Genomic DNA, 14,379 nt, shown 5'->3' with positions numbered 1-14,379 from the left:
CTGCGATCTGTTGATTTCCAGCATCAGGATCAAAAGATCGCAGCGTGCCGCAGCTCCTGCAGGAATCGTGTTTATCCGGAAATAATGTGTTAACCCAAACCTCTTCTCCCCCGATTGCGCATCAGTCGGGGAAGAAGGGGTTTTCTTTTGCCGGCGCTTTACGACTGGCTGTCGCCTTCGTCATCGTCAGTGTCCGGCTCGTCAGTGGTCGAGTCGTCATCATCCTTGCTGCCGCCCTGGTCCTGATCGCCCGGTTCGGATTCAGACTTGGCCAGCATGACCACACCGGCTTGTCCGTGGGCTGCGTTAAACCCCTGTGATGGTGTGGCAGAACTTGCCCACGCCGCCGTAGTGCCAAGCGTCAACATCACCAAAACCTTAAGCAACAGCACAATGCGTTGAAAAATGCTCATAGCCATTTCCATCCTTTCGTGGTTGAAGCCTGGGGTGCCGATCCGGCGCTGAATGAAATCTAGTTCCGATCAGTCCGGTTCACCAGATAGGACGCTGACCAACCCCGGGAAATGCCCTGGGACGAGAGATCACTTGTGAATAACCGCTATAACCGAATCAGCTAAGCGAGGCCGTGCGTTCACTGGCGGCCAGCGCTTTGGCCTGGGTCGATGAGCGCGTCGCCAGGCAGATCAGCGGCAAGGTCAACAACGCCAGTGTCGCGCTCGCAAGCCATACACTGTGGCCGCCGAAGTGCCCATACAGCTGACCACTCAACACCGGCGACAACAATGCACTGGCGCTCCAGCTCATGAAAAACAGACCGAAATACTGGCCACTTTTGCCGCCCTGCGCGTGCCGCATGACCAGCACATTCAGCGGCGGCATGAAAAAAGCTTCACCCAAGGTCCAGATCACCGTCGACAGACACACGTAAAGCAAGCCGGAGCCAAACGGCAACATCCCCAACCCGACCGCCAACAACACACAACCCGCGAGCAATTGCCGACGCAAGCCCCACCGCTCGCCCCAGTGCGTGAGCGGGATCTGCAGCGCCACCACCAGCATCGCGTTAAGCCCGAACTGCCAGCCGATGGCCTCGGTGCTCAAGTGGTAGTAGTCGCGCAGATAGTTGCCCAGCGTGCTGTAAACCGTGTCGAAGGCCATCCCCAGCAACACGGCCGCACCGAGCAGCCAGAGGAATGCCGCGTCGCGCAACGGTGTACGAGTGCCAGCTTCGGTCACCTCATCGGGCTTGAGTACCGCGCGGCGCCAAGTGGTGCGCACAAACCAAAGCAACGCGAGCAGCGTCATCGCCGCACTGACAAAAAACACCCAACGGAAATCCGTCTGCGCCAACACCCCGCCGGCCACCCCGGCAGCCGCCATGCCAAGGTTTCGCGCCACCCGGCTCAAGGCTTGGGCACGGGAGCGCTGCGCAGGCTCGCAATACTCCATGATCAGTCGCTGATGCAGCGTTCGAATCGCCCCGTCGACGGCACCACTGAGCAACAGCAACACGGCCAGCAACGCCACCTGCGTCACCAGCCCCAACAGGATCAACACCCACATGGAAACAAAGAACAACGCGGCGGTCAGCCGCGCCGTCCGCACATGATCACTGAGCAAACCACCGAGCATCGAACCAATCAACAACCCGGCGCCGTAAGCCGACAACAGCCAGCCCACCGTCTCGATCGCCAGCCCCAGCTCCTGGCGCAGATACAGCGCCATGAACAACTTGACCATGCTGCTCAAGCGATTGATGAACAGCAGCGCCGCGAGCACCCAGGCCATCAGGCTGAAATAGCCGTTGGGGCGCAGCAGATGGACGAGGTTGCGCGTCATTCCATTGACCTCTCAAAGCGACTGGCGTGGACCTGAAACACTAACGCCCAGCACACCGGTTGTCGCGCTCAAGAACATCGATATCTCAAAATACAGAGTCGCCCTACAACCCTGTGGGAGCTGTCGTAGGCAGCGATCTTTTGACTTCGCGCTTCAAGTCCAAAAGATCGCAGCCCTCGGTCGCTCAGTTCGATTAGAAAATGGTCGGCTCGCAGGCCGCCATCGCTGGCAAGCCAGCTCCCACAATGGATTGGGGTATTCATTTGGAGAACGGTTGGCTGGCAGGACGCCTTCGCGAGCAGGCTCGCTCCCACAGGGAAATTGAGTGACTTCAGTGGGAGATTGGTCGGCTCGCAGGCCGCCATCGCTGGCAAGCCAGCTCCCACAATGGATTGGGGTATTCATTTGGAGAACGGTTGGCTGGCAGGGCGCCTTCGCGAGCAAGCTCGCTCCCACAGGGAAATTGAGTGACTTCAGTGGGCGATTGGTCGGCTTGCAGGCCGCCATCGCTGGCAAGCCAGCTCCCACACAAGAGCAAGAGCAGAACGCGCACCGCTCTCGCTCCTCACCACTCAACACAATGAGCGTTAGCTCGAGTACCGCTTTTGATCTTGATCCACGGGCGACATCGGAAGGCTGAGTGGAGGGATTGATCCGGGGGTGGGAGCGCAGCGACCGCTTGGCGCAGCCAAACACAGCGAGAGGAGGTGCAGCGAAGCAAACCGTGGCGCTGCGCCCGGATCAATCCCGCAGCGAAGGGACCCCGAGCTTTAGCGAGCGGGCCGAACGCAGGAGCAAGCGTTTTTTTGCTTACTTTTTTTAGGCGTTTGTAAAAAAAGTGAGTCGCCGTCAGGGCGAAACCCTAAGCCGCCATCACCGAAAAAACGGATATACACCCAAAACCACCCGAAGCCTGGTCGGCCCAAAGGCCGCCAAGACAAAGCCCAAAAAAAGCCCCCAAGGCCTACACCTCAGGGGCTTTCGAACAACCCAGCTCAGCGCTTAATGATGCTCACGCGTCGCACGGAACTTCACATCCGGCCAACGCTCTTCCATCAACGCCAGGTTAACCCGCGTCGGCGCCAGATAGGTCAGGTGCCCACCGCCATCCAGCGCGAGGTTCTCCACCGCCTTGTTGGAAAACTCCTCAAGCTTCTTCTTGTCGCTGCACTCGATCCAGCGCGCGGAGTAAACAGTGATCGGCTCATACGAGCACTCAACCTTGTATTCCTCCTTCAAACGACTGGCGACCACATCGAACTGCAGCACACCGACGGCGCCAAGAATGATGTCGTTGCTGCGCTCCGGAAAGAACACCTGAGTCGCGCCCTCTTCGGCCAACTGCTGCAGACCCTGACGCAATTGCTTGGATTTCAGCGGATCACGCAGACGCACGCGACGGAACAGCTCCGGGGCGAAGTGCGGGATACCAGTGAACCCGAGGACTTCGCCTTCGCTGAAGGTGTCGCCGATCTGGATCGTGCCGTGGTTATGCAGACCGATGATGTCGCCGGCGTACGCCTCTTCCAGCTGTTCACGCTCGGAGGAGAAGAACGTCAAGGCGTCGCCGATGCGCACGTCCTTGCCGGTACGCACGTGGCGCATCTTCATGCCTTTCTCGTACTTGCCGGAGCAGATACGCATGAAAGCGATACGGTCGCGGTGTTTCGGGTCCATGTTCGCCTGAATCTTGAAGATGAAGCCCGAGAACTTCTCTTCCACCGGCTCGACGGTGCGCTCGTTGGCCACGCGAGGCAAAGGACGCGGCGCCCAGTCCACAACGGCGTCGAGCACGTGGTCGACACCGAAGTTGCCCAATGCAGTACCGAAGAACACCGGAGTCAGTTGACCGTCGAGGAACTCCTGCTGGTTGAACTCATGGCAGGCGCCCTGAACCAGTTCCAGCTGTTCGAGGAAGCGCTCGTACTCGTCGCCCAGATGCGCGCGCGCCTCGTCGGAGTCGAGCTTCTCGATGATCTTGGTTTCAGTGCGTTCGTGACCGTGACCGGCGGTGTAGACAATGATGTAGTCGTCGGCCAGGTGGTACACGCCCTTGAAATCGCGGTAGCAACCGATCGGCCAGGTGATCGGCGCTGCCTTGATCTTCAGGACGGCTTCGATTTCGTCGAGCAGTTCGATCGGGTCGCGGATGTCGCGGTCGAGTTTGTTGATGAAGCTGACGATCGGCGTATCACGCAGACGGCAGACGTCCATCAGGGCGATGGTCCGTGGCTCAACACCTTTACCGCCGTCGAGAACCATCAATGCCGAGTCGACTGCGGTCAGGGTGCGGTAGGTGTCTTCGGAGAAGTCTTCGTGGCCCGGGGTGTCGAGCAGGTTGATCATGTGTTCGCGATACGGGAACTGCATGACCGACGTGGTAATGGAAATACCCCGCTGCTTCTCCATCTCCATCCAGTCGGATGTCGCATGGCGGTCGGATTTACGGGATTTCACCGTACCGGCCACTGCAATCGCCTTGCCCATCAACAGGAGCTTTTCGGTGATCGTGGTTTTACCGGCATCGGGGTGGGAAATAATGGCGAAAGTGCGGCGTTTCGCGACTTCGGCGGCCTGGTTGGTCATGGGAAATCGCCTGGCGGTGATTCAAAAAAGGGCGGCGAGTATAGCTTAAAAAGTAACCGCCGAACCACCGTCCCTCGGTCGCGCAAAACCCTGTAGGAGCTGCCGCAGGTTGCGATCTTTTGATCTTGCTCTCAAGAACAAAATCAAAAGATCGCAGCCTGCGGCAGCTCCTACAGGTGGCCAAACAGTATCTGACGTGGGAACCTTTTAAAGCACGGAGACGTCCATCCCCTGTTACGACATTTCGTCAGGGGCTGAAAAATCAGCAAGTTAGCCTGACGAGGCTGCGCTCATGGCTCGCTTTCAGATCGCTTGGCCGGTCCTGAAAAACGGCTACTTTTCGCGAACGCTGACTTCGGCAGCCAGGAATGGCCTTGCCACACGGAGCTGCGTTCGCCGACTACAAAAAAAGGAGTCCGCCTGTGGCTATCCGCTATGGCAAAGGGCTGATGGGAGGTGCGGTGGTGATCGCGCTCCTGGCCCTGCTGGTTCACTGGATCGGCATCAACACGATCGAACACTACCGCGACGATTTGTTGTTTTACCTGCAAGCTCATCTGATTCTCGTCCTCGCTTCAATGCTGGCCGCCCTGGTCGTGGGCATCCCCGCCGGTATCTTTCTCAGCCGCCCGAGCATGGTCGGCCGCGCAGAACGCTTCATGCAGATCTTCAATATCGGCAACACCGTGCCACCGCTGGCCGTACTGGCGATTGCCCTGGGGGTTCTCGGCATCGGCAGTGGTCCGGCGATCTTCGCTTTGTTCCTCGCGTCCCTGTTGCCGATTGTGCGCAACACCTACGAAGGTCTGAAAAACGTCCAGGGTTCGCTGAAAGAAGCCGCCGTCGGCATCGGCATGACCCCGCGCCAGGTGTTGTGGAAAGTCGAATTGCCCAACGCCGTGCCGATCATCATCGGTGGCGTGCGCGTGGCACTGGCGATCAACGTCGGCACCGCGCCGCTGGCCTTCCTGATCGGCGCCAACAGCCTCGGCAGCCTGATCTTCCCTGGCATTGCCCTGAACAATCAGCCGCAACTGTTGCTCGGTGCCGCGTGCACTGCGCTGCTGGCCCTGCTGCTCGATGGCGTGGTCACCCTCGCCAGCCGTCTCTGGCTGGAACGCGGTTTGCGCCCGTCTTAAGGCTCTTGCGAAGGAATATTTATGAAACGATTTAGCTTGATCTTGAGCTGCCTCCTGCTGTTTGCAGGATTGGCCCAAGCCGCCGAAAAACCGGTTATTCGCCTCGGCGCCCGGGTGTTCACCGAGCAGACGCTGCTCGCGGAAATCACCGCGCAATACCTGCGCAGCAAAGGCTACGACGCGCAGATCACCGGCGGTTTGGGCAGCAATCTCGCCCGCAGTGCGCACGAAAGCGGACAGCTGGACATGCTCTGGGAATACACCGGCGTTTCACTGGTGGCCTACAACCACGTCACCGAGAAACTCGACAGCGAACAGTCCTACGCCCGGGTCAAAGAACTCGACGCGAAAAAAGGCCTGGTCTGGCTGACCCCGTCGAAATTCAGCAACACCTACGCCCTCGCCCTGCCGAAAAAAGTCGCCGAGGAGTATCCGCAGGTCAACACCATCAGCGACCTGAACAAGGTGCTGCGCGATGAGGCCAAGACCAATCACCTGGTGGCGCTGGACACCGAGTTCGCCAACCGCTCCGACGGTCTGGACGGCATGGTCAAGCTCTACGACATGAACCTGACCCGCAAGAACATCCGGCAGATGGACGCGGGGCTGGTCTACACCGCGCTGCGCAATGGCCAGGTGTTTGCCGGTCTGGTCTACACCACCGACGGCCGCCTGAATGCGTTCGGCCTGAAACTGCTGGAAGACGACAAGCGCTACTTCCCCGACTACACCGCCGCGCCGGTGGTGCGCCAGGCCTACCTCGATGCGCACCCGCAACTGGCCGAGCAACTCAAGCCGCTGGCGCAATTGTTCGACGACGAAACCATGCGCCAGCTCAACGCGCGGGTCGACGTCGATCACGAAAGCCCATCGAAAGTGGCCGCCGATTTCCTGCGCCAGCATCCACTCAACTAAGGAGGAAAAGTCATGGAATTTCTGAACGCCTTTTCCCACCTCGACTGGCAGCAGGTGATGCACCTGACCTGGCAGCACATCACCCTGGTCGGCATCGCGGTGACACTGGCGATTCTCATCGGCGTGCCGCTGGGCATTCTGATGACGCGCTTCCCGACACTCGCAGGTCCCTTGCAAGCCAGCGCCACAGTGTTGCTGACCGTGCCATCGATTGCGCTGTTTGGCCTGCTGCTGCCGTTCTATTCCAAGTTCGGTCAGGGTCTGGGGCCGATGCCGGCGATCACCGCGGTGTTCCTCTATTCGCTGCTGCCGATCATGCGCAACACCTACCTCGCCCTGACCGGCGTCGAGCCGGGTATCCGTGAAGCCGCACGCGGCATCGGCATGACCTTCGGCCAGCGCCTGCGCATGGTCGAGCTGCCGATTGCGGTGCCGGTGATTCTCGCCGGCGTGCGCACTGCGGTGGTGATGAACATCGGCGTGATGACCATCGCCGCGACCATCGGCGCCGGAGGCCTCGGTGTGCTGATCCTCGCCTCCATCAGCCGCAGCGACATGTCGATGCTGATCGTCGGCGCGCTGCTGGTCAGTCTTCTGGCGATCTTCGCCGACCTTCTCCTGCAGTGGCTGCAACGTACGCTGACTCCAAAAGGACTCCTCAAATGATCGAACTTCAAAACCTCAGCAAGACCTTCCAGAGCAACGGCAAAGATGTCAAAGCCGTGGACTCGGTAAGCCTGACCGTCAATGAAGGCGAAATCTGTGTGTTCCTCGGGCCATCGGGTTGCGGCAAAAGCACCACGCTGAAAATGATCAACCGCCTGATCAAACCGACTTCGGGCAAGATCCTGATCAACGGCGAAGACACCACCGACCTCGACGAAGTGACCTTGCGCCGCAACATCGGCTACGTGATCCAGCAGATCGGTCTGTTCCCGAACATGACCATCGAAGAGAACATCGTCGTGGTGCCGAAACTGCTCGGCTGGGACAAACAGAAATGCCACGACCGCGCCCGCGAATTGATGAGCATGATCAAGCTGGAACCCAAGCAGTATCTGCATCGCTACCCGCGTGAACTGTCCGGTGGCCAGCAACAGCGCATCGGTGTGATCCGCGCACTGGCGGCGGATGCGCCGCTGTTGCTGATGGACGAGCCGTTTGGTGCGGTCGACCCGATCAACCGCGAGATGATCCAGAACGAGTTTTTCGAGATGCAACGCGCGCTGAACAAGACCGTGATCATGGTCAGCCACGACATCGACGAAGCGATCAAGCTCGGCGACAAGATCGCGATCTTCCGCGCCGGCAAGCTGCTGCAGATCGATCACCCGGACACCCTGCTCGCGCACCCGGCGGACGACTTTGTCAGCAACTTCGTCGGCCAGGACAGCACCCTCAAGCGTCTGCTGCTGGTGAAGGCGGAAGACGCGGCGGACAACGCCCCATCGGTCAGCCCCGAAACCCCGGTGGCCGATGCGCTGGAGCTGATGGACGAGCATGACCGCCGCTACGTGGTGGTCACCTGTGCCGAGAACAAGGCGCTGGGTTATGTGCGACGCCGCGACCTGCATCGCCAGACCGGCACCTGCGCGCAGTATCTGCGCGAGTTCAACGCCACTGCAGCGTATGACGAGCACCTGCGCATCCTGCTGTCGCGCATGTACGAGTTCAATCGCTCGTGGCTGCCGGTGATGGATGCCGAGCGGGTGTTCCTCGGCGAGGTGACGCAGGAGTCGATTGCGGCGTACCTGAGCTCGGGACGTTCGCGGGGCATGAAGACCAATATCGTTTCGCCGGCTGAGGCCGTGGTCGCCTGATCGATTAAAAGGTCGAACATCTACCCTGTGGCGAGGGAGCTTGCTCCCGCTGGGTCGCGAAGCGGCCCTGCCTTTAAAAAAAGCGGGGACTGCTTCGCAGTCCAGCGGGAGCAAGCTCCCTCGCCACAGCTTTTTTGTGTTTTCAAAGACTGGAAAAGAATATCAACACCGAGGGGAGCTCTGGCACTGCTAAAGCACCCGCCATATTTATCAAAATCCCCCTCACGCCCACCTCTCGCCGTCAACGTCGCCGATGTTGCGCCTAACGTACTTACCCTCGACTTCGCCGACAAAAGCGGCGAACGTGCAGGTATTTTTAACACTTGAAAAATCGCAGGGAACATCTGTCCGTCATCTCGGTCGGCTACAAAGAGTGATATCCGCGACGTACGTCAGAAGCGTGCAAAAACGCGACATTTTTAGTTGATCTCAGGCCCCTCACGCCCTAAAGTTCGCGCCGAACGTCCATGCTGGAAACGATCCATCCGGCTCAAGTACTGACGACGAGACAGCAAGGCCAAGGGCAGTTACGCCCGTGGCCTTTTTGCTTTCGGCGACATGCCTTGGGAAGTAGGCGAACCAAAGTGGGGATACGGAGGACGTTCATTTACACCCATGTTTTTACCCGTTTGCCCATAGGAGCACTCCAGCATGTCGATCCAGGTCGAAGACTATTTCGCGCGCGAAACCTTTCAGAAAATGAAGGCGTTCGCCGACAAACAGGAAACCCCGTTCGTGGTGATCGACACCGCGATGATCGCCCAGGCCTACGATGACCTGCGCGCCGGTTTCGAATTCGCCAAGGTCTACTACGCGGTCAAGGCCAACCCGGCTGTCGAGATCATCGACCTGCTCAAAGAGAAAGGCTCGAGCTTTGATATCGCCTCCATCTATGAGCTGGACAAAGTCCTGAGCCGTGGCGTCAGCCCGGATCAGATCAGCTACGGCAACACCATCAAGAAGTCCAAGGACATCCGCTACTTCTTCGAGAAGGGCGTGCGTCTGTACGCCACCGACTCCGAAGCCGACCTGCGCAACATCGCCAAAGCCGCGCCGGGTTCGAAAGTCTATGTGCGCATCCTCACCGAAGGCTCGACCACTGCCGACTGGCCGCTGTCGCGCAAATTCGGCTGCCAGACCGACATGGCCATGGACCTGCTGATCCTCGCTCGCGACCTCGGTCTGGTGCCTTACGGCATCTCGTTCCACGTCGGTTCGCAGCAGCGCGACATCAGCGTCTGGGACGCAGCGATCGCCAAGGTCAAAGTGATCTTCGAGCGCCTGAAAGAAGAAGACGGTATCCACTTGAAGCTGATCAACATGGGCGGTGGCTTCCCGGCCAACTACATCACCCGTACCAACAGCCTGGAAACCTACGCCGAAGAGATCATCCGTTTCCTGAAAGAAGACTTCGGCGATGACCTGCCGGAAATCATTCTGGAACCGGGCCGTTCGCTGATCGCCAACGCCGGCATTCTGGTCAGTGAAGTGGTACTGGTCGCACGTAAATCGCGCACCGCCGTCGAGCGTTGGGTCTACACCGATGTGGGCAAGTTCTCCGGGCTGATCGAAACCATGGACGAAGCGATCAAGTTCCCGATCTGGACTGAGAAGAAAGGCGAGATGGAAGAAGTGGTGATCGCCGGTCCAACGTGCGACAGCGCCGACATCATGTACGAGAACTACAAGTACGGCCTGCCACTGAATCTGGCGATCGGTGATCGTCTGTACTGGCTGTCGACCGGTGCCTACACCACCAGTTACAGCGCCGTCGAATTCAATGGCTTCCCGCCGTTGAAATCGTTCTACGTGTAACCCACGTCGATTGGCAAAAGGCCCATGTTTTCTTGGGCCTTTTTTTTATTTGCGCAACCATGACTCGATACGGGTCAACTGCGCATGGATCTTTTTGGCAATAGCCGACAATTCAGCCTCCCTGTCTTCACGAACGTCGTCAGCGTCTGCAGGGTCGTCAACCTCCTCCTTCAGCATTCGCAAATTTCTCTGTGAGCGCTCCCTATTGATAATAAGCGTCTGACCTTTAATACGCAGATCAGCCGTTGCCCGGTTGGCGGATAGCGCCAGCCCATTCGTTGTCTGCACGGGTCCATCGGACTGTATATTGGCTATTCATTTACAACGCTGAACCACTCACCCAGAGCGAAGTTGATCAACGCCGACACTCAACTTAGCGCACGAAAACAAACACCCACAATCCATTAAATATTAAAAGAAAATACACACATCCCGAACAACCCAAACCCGCCCACTACTTATGCAAGAGATGTCAAAAAACGACAAATAATAAACAATAAGAAGTCACACTCAATGCATATACTCACAAGCAAAAGCAATATTAACCTTGAGGCTCTGACAACCACTCAAGGAATTAAAAGTGCAGCCCAGCTCAAACCCGCTCGTCACCAAAGACGACATTCGAAAAATAAAAAACTACATCTCTGCCGCCAAAGCTTTGCCGCGCAATATCGAAGATGTAGAGCGCCAATTGAAAACCAGCACCACCGGCATCATCGGTCTGGAGCTGATCGATATTGTTCAGCTCAATCATATGATCATCAACAATGCCAATTCGTGGAACGACATCGAGTATTCGATGAAGCGTGTGGCCGGAAGTCTCTCGACCTTTTCGGAGGACCTGGAAAGTTTTGGTCAGGAAATTATCGACGCCATCGTGACGATGCCGGGTTACATAAACTACCTGGGTACTATCGACTCGCTGAGCGAAGAAGAAATAACCCGGCTCCCACCACTGGAGATCGGCAAAGCAGAAAAGAACCGTTTCGGCTCCATTCAGGAGTCTCTCGCGTTCATCGAAAGATCGATCGGCGAGAAGAAGCTCAGCAGTGTGGATGTCAGCGAGCGATTGAAGTACTTCAAGATCGATCTTAACGACAAGGTTGCCGTCAGTATTGGTGAAAAACTACGCTTGGCCGGCGATGCGCAACTCAACCGACAGCTGACTGAACTGAATGTTGAGATTGATCGGGCGAATAAACTCATAGAGGAAAAAACCCGCGAGACGGCGCCGGATTTTTTTGATCACATTCTTGGTTTTGTCGCCGCTTACAAAGGCGGCCCACTCGGCTCGAGCGTTTATTACAAAACGCTCGAACTTCAGCAGAGTACCCATTTACGCCCATTGATCGCCCAGCGAGATCAACTCGCGGAGCAGATCAAACAAACCAACATCCTGGCCGGCACGCTCATGGAGTTTCAGTCGGGTCTGGACAGCATGTCGCTGTACGTCGAAGGCGCCATACAGAGTACCTCGCAACTGGAGACGCTATGGATCTCCGTTACCGACTACATCAACGCCTCGCAAAATAAAGTCATGGGCATGCACGAGTTTCTGACCTTCAGAAGCTTTGTCTCCAGTTTCAAGATTGTCATTAAAAACTGGAAAACCGTTCAAGCCAACGCGAATCAACTTATCCACGCATTCGACTGACGCCACTCAATCATTCAGGAAATATTCATCATGACAAACCTCAGTTATGCCCAGCCTGACCTTGGCCGCATTCAAGAAAGCCGCGAGGCGATCCGTTATCAAGCGATCGTTGGCTCTGCCAACCTGTACATCAAAGCCTTGAGCGATGAGTTGATCGCTTTGAACACGGCCGTCAGCGACCTTGATCTTACGGCCGCGAATATCTTCACTTCGGCAATCACAGCGCTGGAGACCGACGACCTGAACGAAAACCTGCAGGCCCTGGCCAGTCTCAACGCCCGTGAACCGAGTGCTCAGGTTGAAAAAGCACGCCAGCAGTATTCGCAGATCGTCACCCAACTGATCAAGCTGTGCACTGAACAAATGACCAGACTCCACACTTCGCTGCACAACAGTGTGTTCGGGGTGCAGAGCATCGGCATCAGCAACAACCGTTTCAGACTTGAAGAGCTGGCCGCGAGCAAAATCAATCTGACCCGGGAGTACGACGCCGAGCAAATCCCGCTGGCTGAATTGAAAGACGATGAAACCGTTCTGAATCTGGCCATTGCCGAGTTCGAAAAGCTGACATTCATTGATCGAATCAAGCCATTGCTTGAACAACTGAAGGCGATCATCGGCAACAAACCGACCACCCCTGAGGCGGCGGCGCTGGAGGCCGGACTGATTATCGCCAACAAGTTTCTCGACGAAGCCAACGAGCTGATCAAATACAAGGATCTGATCAAGGCGCGCCAGATCATCCAGACGCGCCTTGCACAACGCGAGGAGCGCGTGGCGTCGCTGGCCAGGCAACTGCGCGACAATGACGACAAGACCCGCCAGTTGAAAGATACGCAGAAGGTTGTGCCACACCAGCAAACCTATGTCAGTGAGACCGGCAAACTGACGGCTGCGTTGTCCGCGTTTCTCGGTGCGGTCACGGCTGCGCCGAATGAAGACGTTCTGCGGCGTGGCGAACGAGTGCTGGAACACAGCCAGTCCCTGCGCAATTACCTGATCCCGCTGCAGGGACGCTGGTTACGCGGGTGATCGAAGGCGCCTGCCCTCGATTACTGATGGAGAGCAGGCGCCTCGGCGTCAAGGGCCGCCAGACGCTGACGGTACTCGGCGCCCATGGCGCGTATCTGCGGATGCTTGGATGCCAGCAACGATTCGCCGCTGACGCGCAAGAACTTCACATTGCCGAGCAGCAAAGCCTTGCGCAGCCATTGCAGCGCCTCTTCGATTCGCCCCGCTTGCGCCAGGATCGCGGCGTGACTGAACTGCCCGCGAAAATCCCCACCCTCGGCGGAGCGTCGATACCAATCGTGCGCCGCTGGCAGATCCATCGGGCCTGCCCGCCCTTCCTCCAGATACCGTCCCAGCAGGTTCATCGACTTCGCATGGCCCGCTTCAGCGGCGCGCCGATACAACGCCAATGCCTGACGCTGATCGACCATGACACCGCGCCCGGTCGCCAGCAGATTGGCGAGGTTGTACATCGCCCAATCCAGCCCCGCGTCAGCGGCGATTCGATAATGCTGCGCGGCAATCGCGGCATTCGCGACGCATCCCCAGCCATGCTCATGACAACGGCCCAGCATGTTGCGCGCCATCCAATGCCCTTGCCCGGCGGCGATGGCGAACCAGCGCAGCGCCAATGGCGCATCCTGAGCGATACCGCGACCATCGAGCAGGATCTGCCCGAGCAGCGCCTGCGCTTCAACAATGCCCTGCCCCGCCGCCAGCAGAATCGCCTGCGCCGCACGCGCCGGACTTTCTTCGAGCATCGCGCTGAGCTGCGCAACGTCGAGCACCTCCTCGCGCCGCAGTTGAAAACTCATACCTCGACCCAGCGCCGCAGCAGGTTGTGATAGGTGCCGGTCAGGCGAATCAGCGACGGGTGATCAGGCATGTCCTGAGTGAGCTGCTGGATCGCCCCGTCCATCTCGAACAGCAAGGCGCGCTGGCTGTCTTCGCGCACCAGACTCTGCGTCCAGAAGAACGACGCATAACGCGCACCACGGGTGACGGCATTGACCTTGTGCAGGCTGGTGCCGGGGTACAGCACCATGTCGCCGGCGGGCAGTTTCACCCGTTGCGTGCCGAAGGTGTCCTGGATTTCCAGTTCGCCGCCGTCGTAATCCTCGGGTTCACTGAAAAACAGCGTGGCCGACAGATCGGTGCGCACCCGCTCGATGCTGCCTTTGGGCTGACGCACGGCGTTGTCGATGTGAAAGTCGAAACTGCCGCCCGCCGTGTAGCAGTTGAGTAACGGCGGGAATACTTTGTGCGGCAGCGCAGCGGACATGAACTGCGGATTTTTCCACAGCCGCTCGAGCATCGCTGCGCCGATTTCCTTGGCCAGCGGATGGCCTTCCGGCAGTTGCAGATTGTGTTTGGCCTTGGCCGACTGATAGCCGGCGGTGATCTTGCCATCGGCCCAGTCCGCCTGCTCCAGCGCCTCGCGAATGCGCTGCACTTCTTCTTTGCCGAACAGGCCGGGGATGTGCAGCAGCATGGCGATCGTACCTGATGGTAAAGGGGTGCCAATGGTATTGATTCTTATTGGCTGTGTAAAACCCGCATGACGGATGAATCGGCAAAAACCGTAAGGTTAAATTGTAAAGAATGTAAATTCGTCGCGAATAACAATATTTCGCAATTG

At 58.0% G+C, this 14,379-nt stretch carries 12 protein-coding genes; 7 read left to right on the top strand and 5 right to left on the bottom strand.

The genetic code is table 11. The features are described from left to right. Positions 1 to 158 precede the first annotated feature (158 nt). The 3 genes from B1722_RS17890 to B1722_RS17880 all read right to left on the bottom strand — a co-directional run bounded on the left by B1722_RS17890 (position 159) and on the right by B1722_RS17880 (position 4,386). Complete coding sequence (locus tag B1722_RS17890) at positions 159 to 413, bottom strand: hypothetical protein (protein ID WP_047291237.1); 255 nt, start codon at positions 411 to 413, stop codon at positions 159 to 161. 157 nt (positions 414 to 570) lie between these two features. Next, positions 571 to 1,800, bottom strand: coding sequence for an MFS transporter (locus B1722_RS17885; protein ID WP_086793739.1), 1,230 nt, complete (start codon positions 1,798 to 1,800; stop codon positions 571 to 573). A gap of 1,002 nt (positions 1,801 to 2,802) precedes the next feature. Then, on the bottom strand, positions 2,803 to 4,386 hold the full coding sequence (locus B1722_RS17880) for a peptide chain release factor 3 (RefSeq protein ID WP_041066884.1): 1,584 nt from the start codon (positions 4,384 to 4,386) through the stop codon (positions 2,803 to 2,805). A 449-nt stretch (positions 4,387 to 4,835) separates the two neighbouring features. On the opposite strand from B1722_RS17880, the gene B1722_RS17875 reads away from it, so the two are divergent. The 7 genes from B1722_RS17875 to B1722_RS17845 all read left to right on the top strand — a co-directional run bounded on the left by B1722_RS17875 (position 4,836) and on the right by B1722_RS17845 (position 12,761). Next, positions 4,836 to 5,525, top strand: a complete 690-nt coding sequence (locus B1722_RS17875) for an ABC transporter permease (RefSeq protein WP_174377360.1) — start codon at positions 4,836 to 4,838, stop codon at positions 5,523 to 5,525. A 21-nt stretch (positions 5,526 to 5,546) separates the two neighbouring features. Further along, on the top strand, positions 5,547 to 6,440 hold the full coding sequence (locus B1722_RS17870; RefSeq protein WP_086793735.1) for a glycine betaine ABC transporter substrate-binding protein: 894 nt from the start codon (positions 5,547 to 5,549) through the stop codon (positions 6,438 to 6,440). 12 nt (positions 6,441 to 6,452) lie between these two features. Next, entirely contained in the window at positions 6,453 to 7,106 is a 654-nt protein-coding gene (locus B1722_RS17865; RefSeq protein ID WP_041066877.1) for an ABC transporter permease, read from the top strand. Beyond that, positions 7,103 to 8,260, top strand: coding sequence for a betaine/proline/choline family ABC transporter ATP-binding protein (locus B1722_RS17860; protein WP_003221591.1), 1,158 nt, complete (start codon positions 7,103 to 7,105; stop codon positions 8,258 to 8,260). Before B1722_RS17865 ends, B1722_RS17860 begins: the two co-directional genes overlap by 4 nt. 651 nt (positions 8,261 to 8,911) lie before the next feature. After that, on the top strand, positions 8,912 to 10,075 hold the full coding sequence (locus tag B1722_RS17855; protein ID WP_047291221.1) for a type III PLP-dependent enzyme: 1,164 nt from the start codon (positions 8,912 to 8,914) through the stop codon (positions 10,073 to 10,075). Positions 10,076 to 10,655: 580 nt separating this feature from the next. Further along, positions 10,656 to 11,729, top strand: a complete 1,074-nt coding sequence (locus B1722_RS17850) for an alpha-xenorhabdolysin family binary toxin subunit A (RefSeq protein ID WP_086793733.1) — start codon at positions 10,656 to 10,658, stop codon at positions 11,727 to 11,729. 30 nt (positions 11,730 to 11,759) lie between these two features. Next, positions 11,760 to 12,761, top strand: coding sequence for an alpha-xenorhabdolysin family binary toxin subunit B (locus tag B1722_RS17845; protein ID WP_086793731.1), 1,002 nt, complete (start codon positions 11,760 to 11,762; stop codon positions 12,759 to 12,761). Between the two features lie 20 nt (positions 12,762 to 12,781). On the opposite strand, the gene B1722_RS17840 is transcribed toward B1722_RS17845, so the two are convergent. Both B1722_RS17840 and B1722_RS17835 read right to left on the bottom strand, forming a co-directional pair. Beyond that, positions 12,782 to 13,555 carry a tetratricopeptide repeat protein gene (locus B1722_RS17840; RefSeq protein ID WP_086793730.1) on the bottom strand — a complete coding sequence of 258 codons (774 nt, stop codon included), beginning with the start codon at positions 13,553 to 13,555 and terminating at the stop codon, positions 12,782 to 12,784. Beyond that, positions 13,552 to 14,232, bottom strand: coding sequence for a Fe2+-dependent dioxygenase (locus tag B1722_RS17835; protein WP_086793728.1), 681 nt, complete (start codon positions 14,230 to 14,232; stop codon positions 13,552 to 13,554). The genes B1722_RS17840 and B1722_RS17835 overlap by 4 nt, the downstream gene beginning before the upstream one ends. Positions 14,233 to 14,379 lie beyond the last annotated feature (147 nt).

Origin of the sequence: Pseudomonas sp. SCPG-7 (assembly GCF_002156405.1) — a bacterium.
Taxonomy (GTDB): domain Bacteria; phylum Pseudomonadota; class Gammaproteobacteria; order Pseudomonadales; family Pseudomonadaceae; genus Aquipseudomonas; species Aquipseudomonas parakoreensis.
Note: the sequence above shows the minus strand (reverse complement) of the source record. Positions and strands in the feature narration are given on the sequence as shown.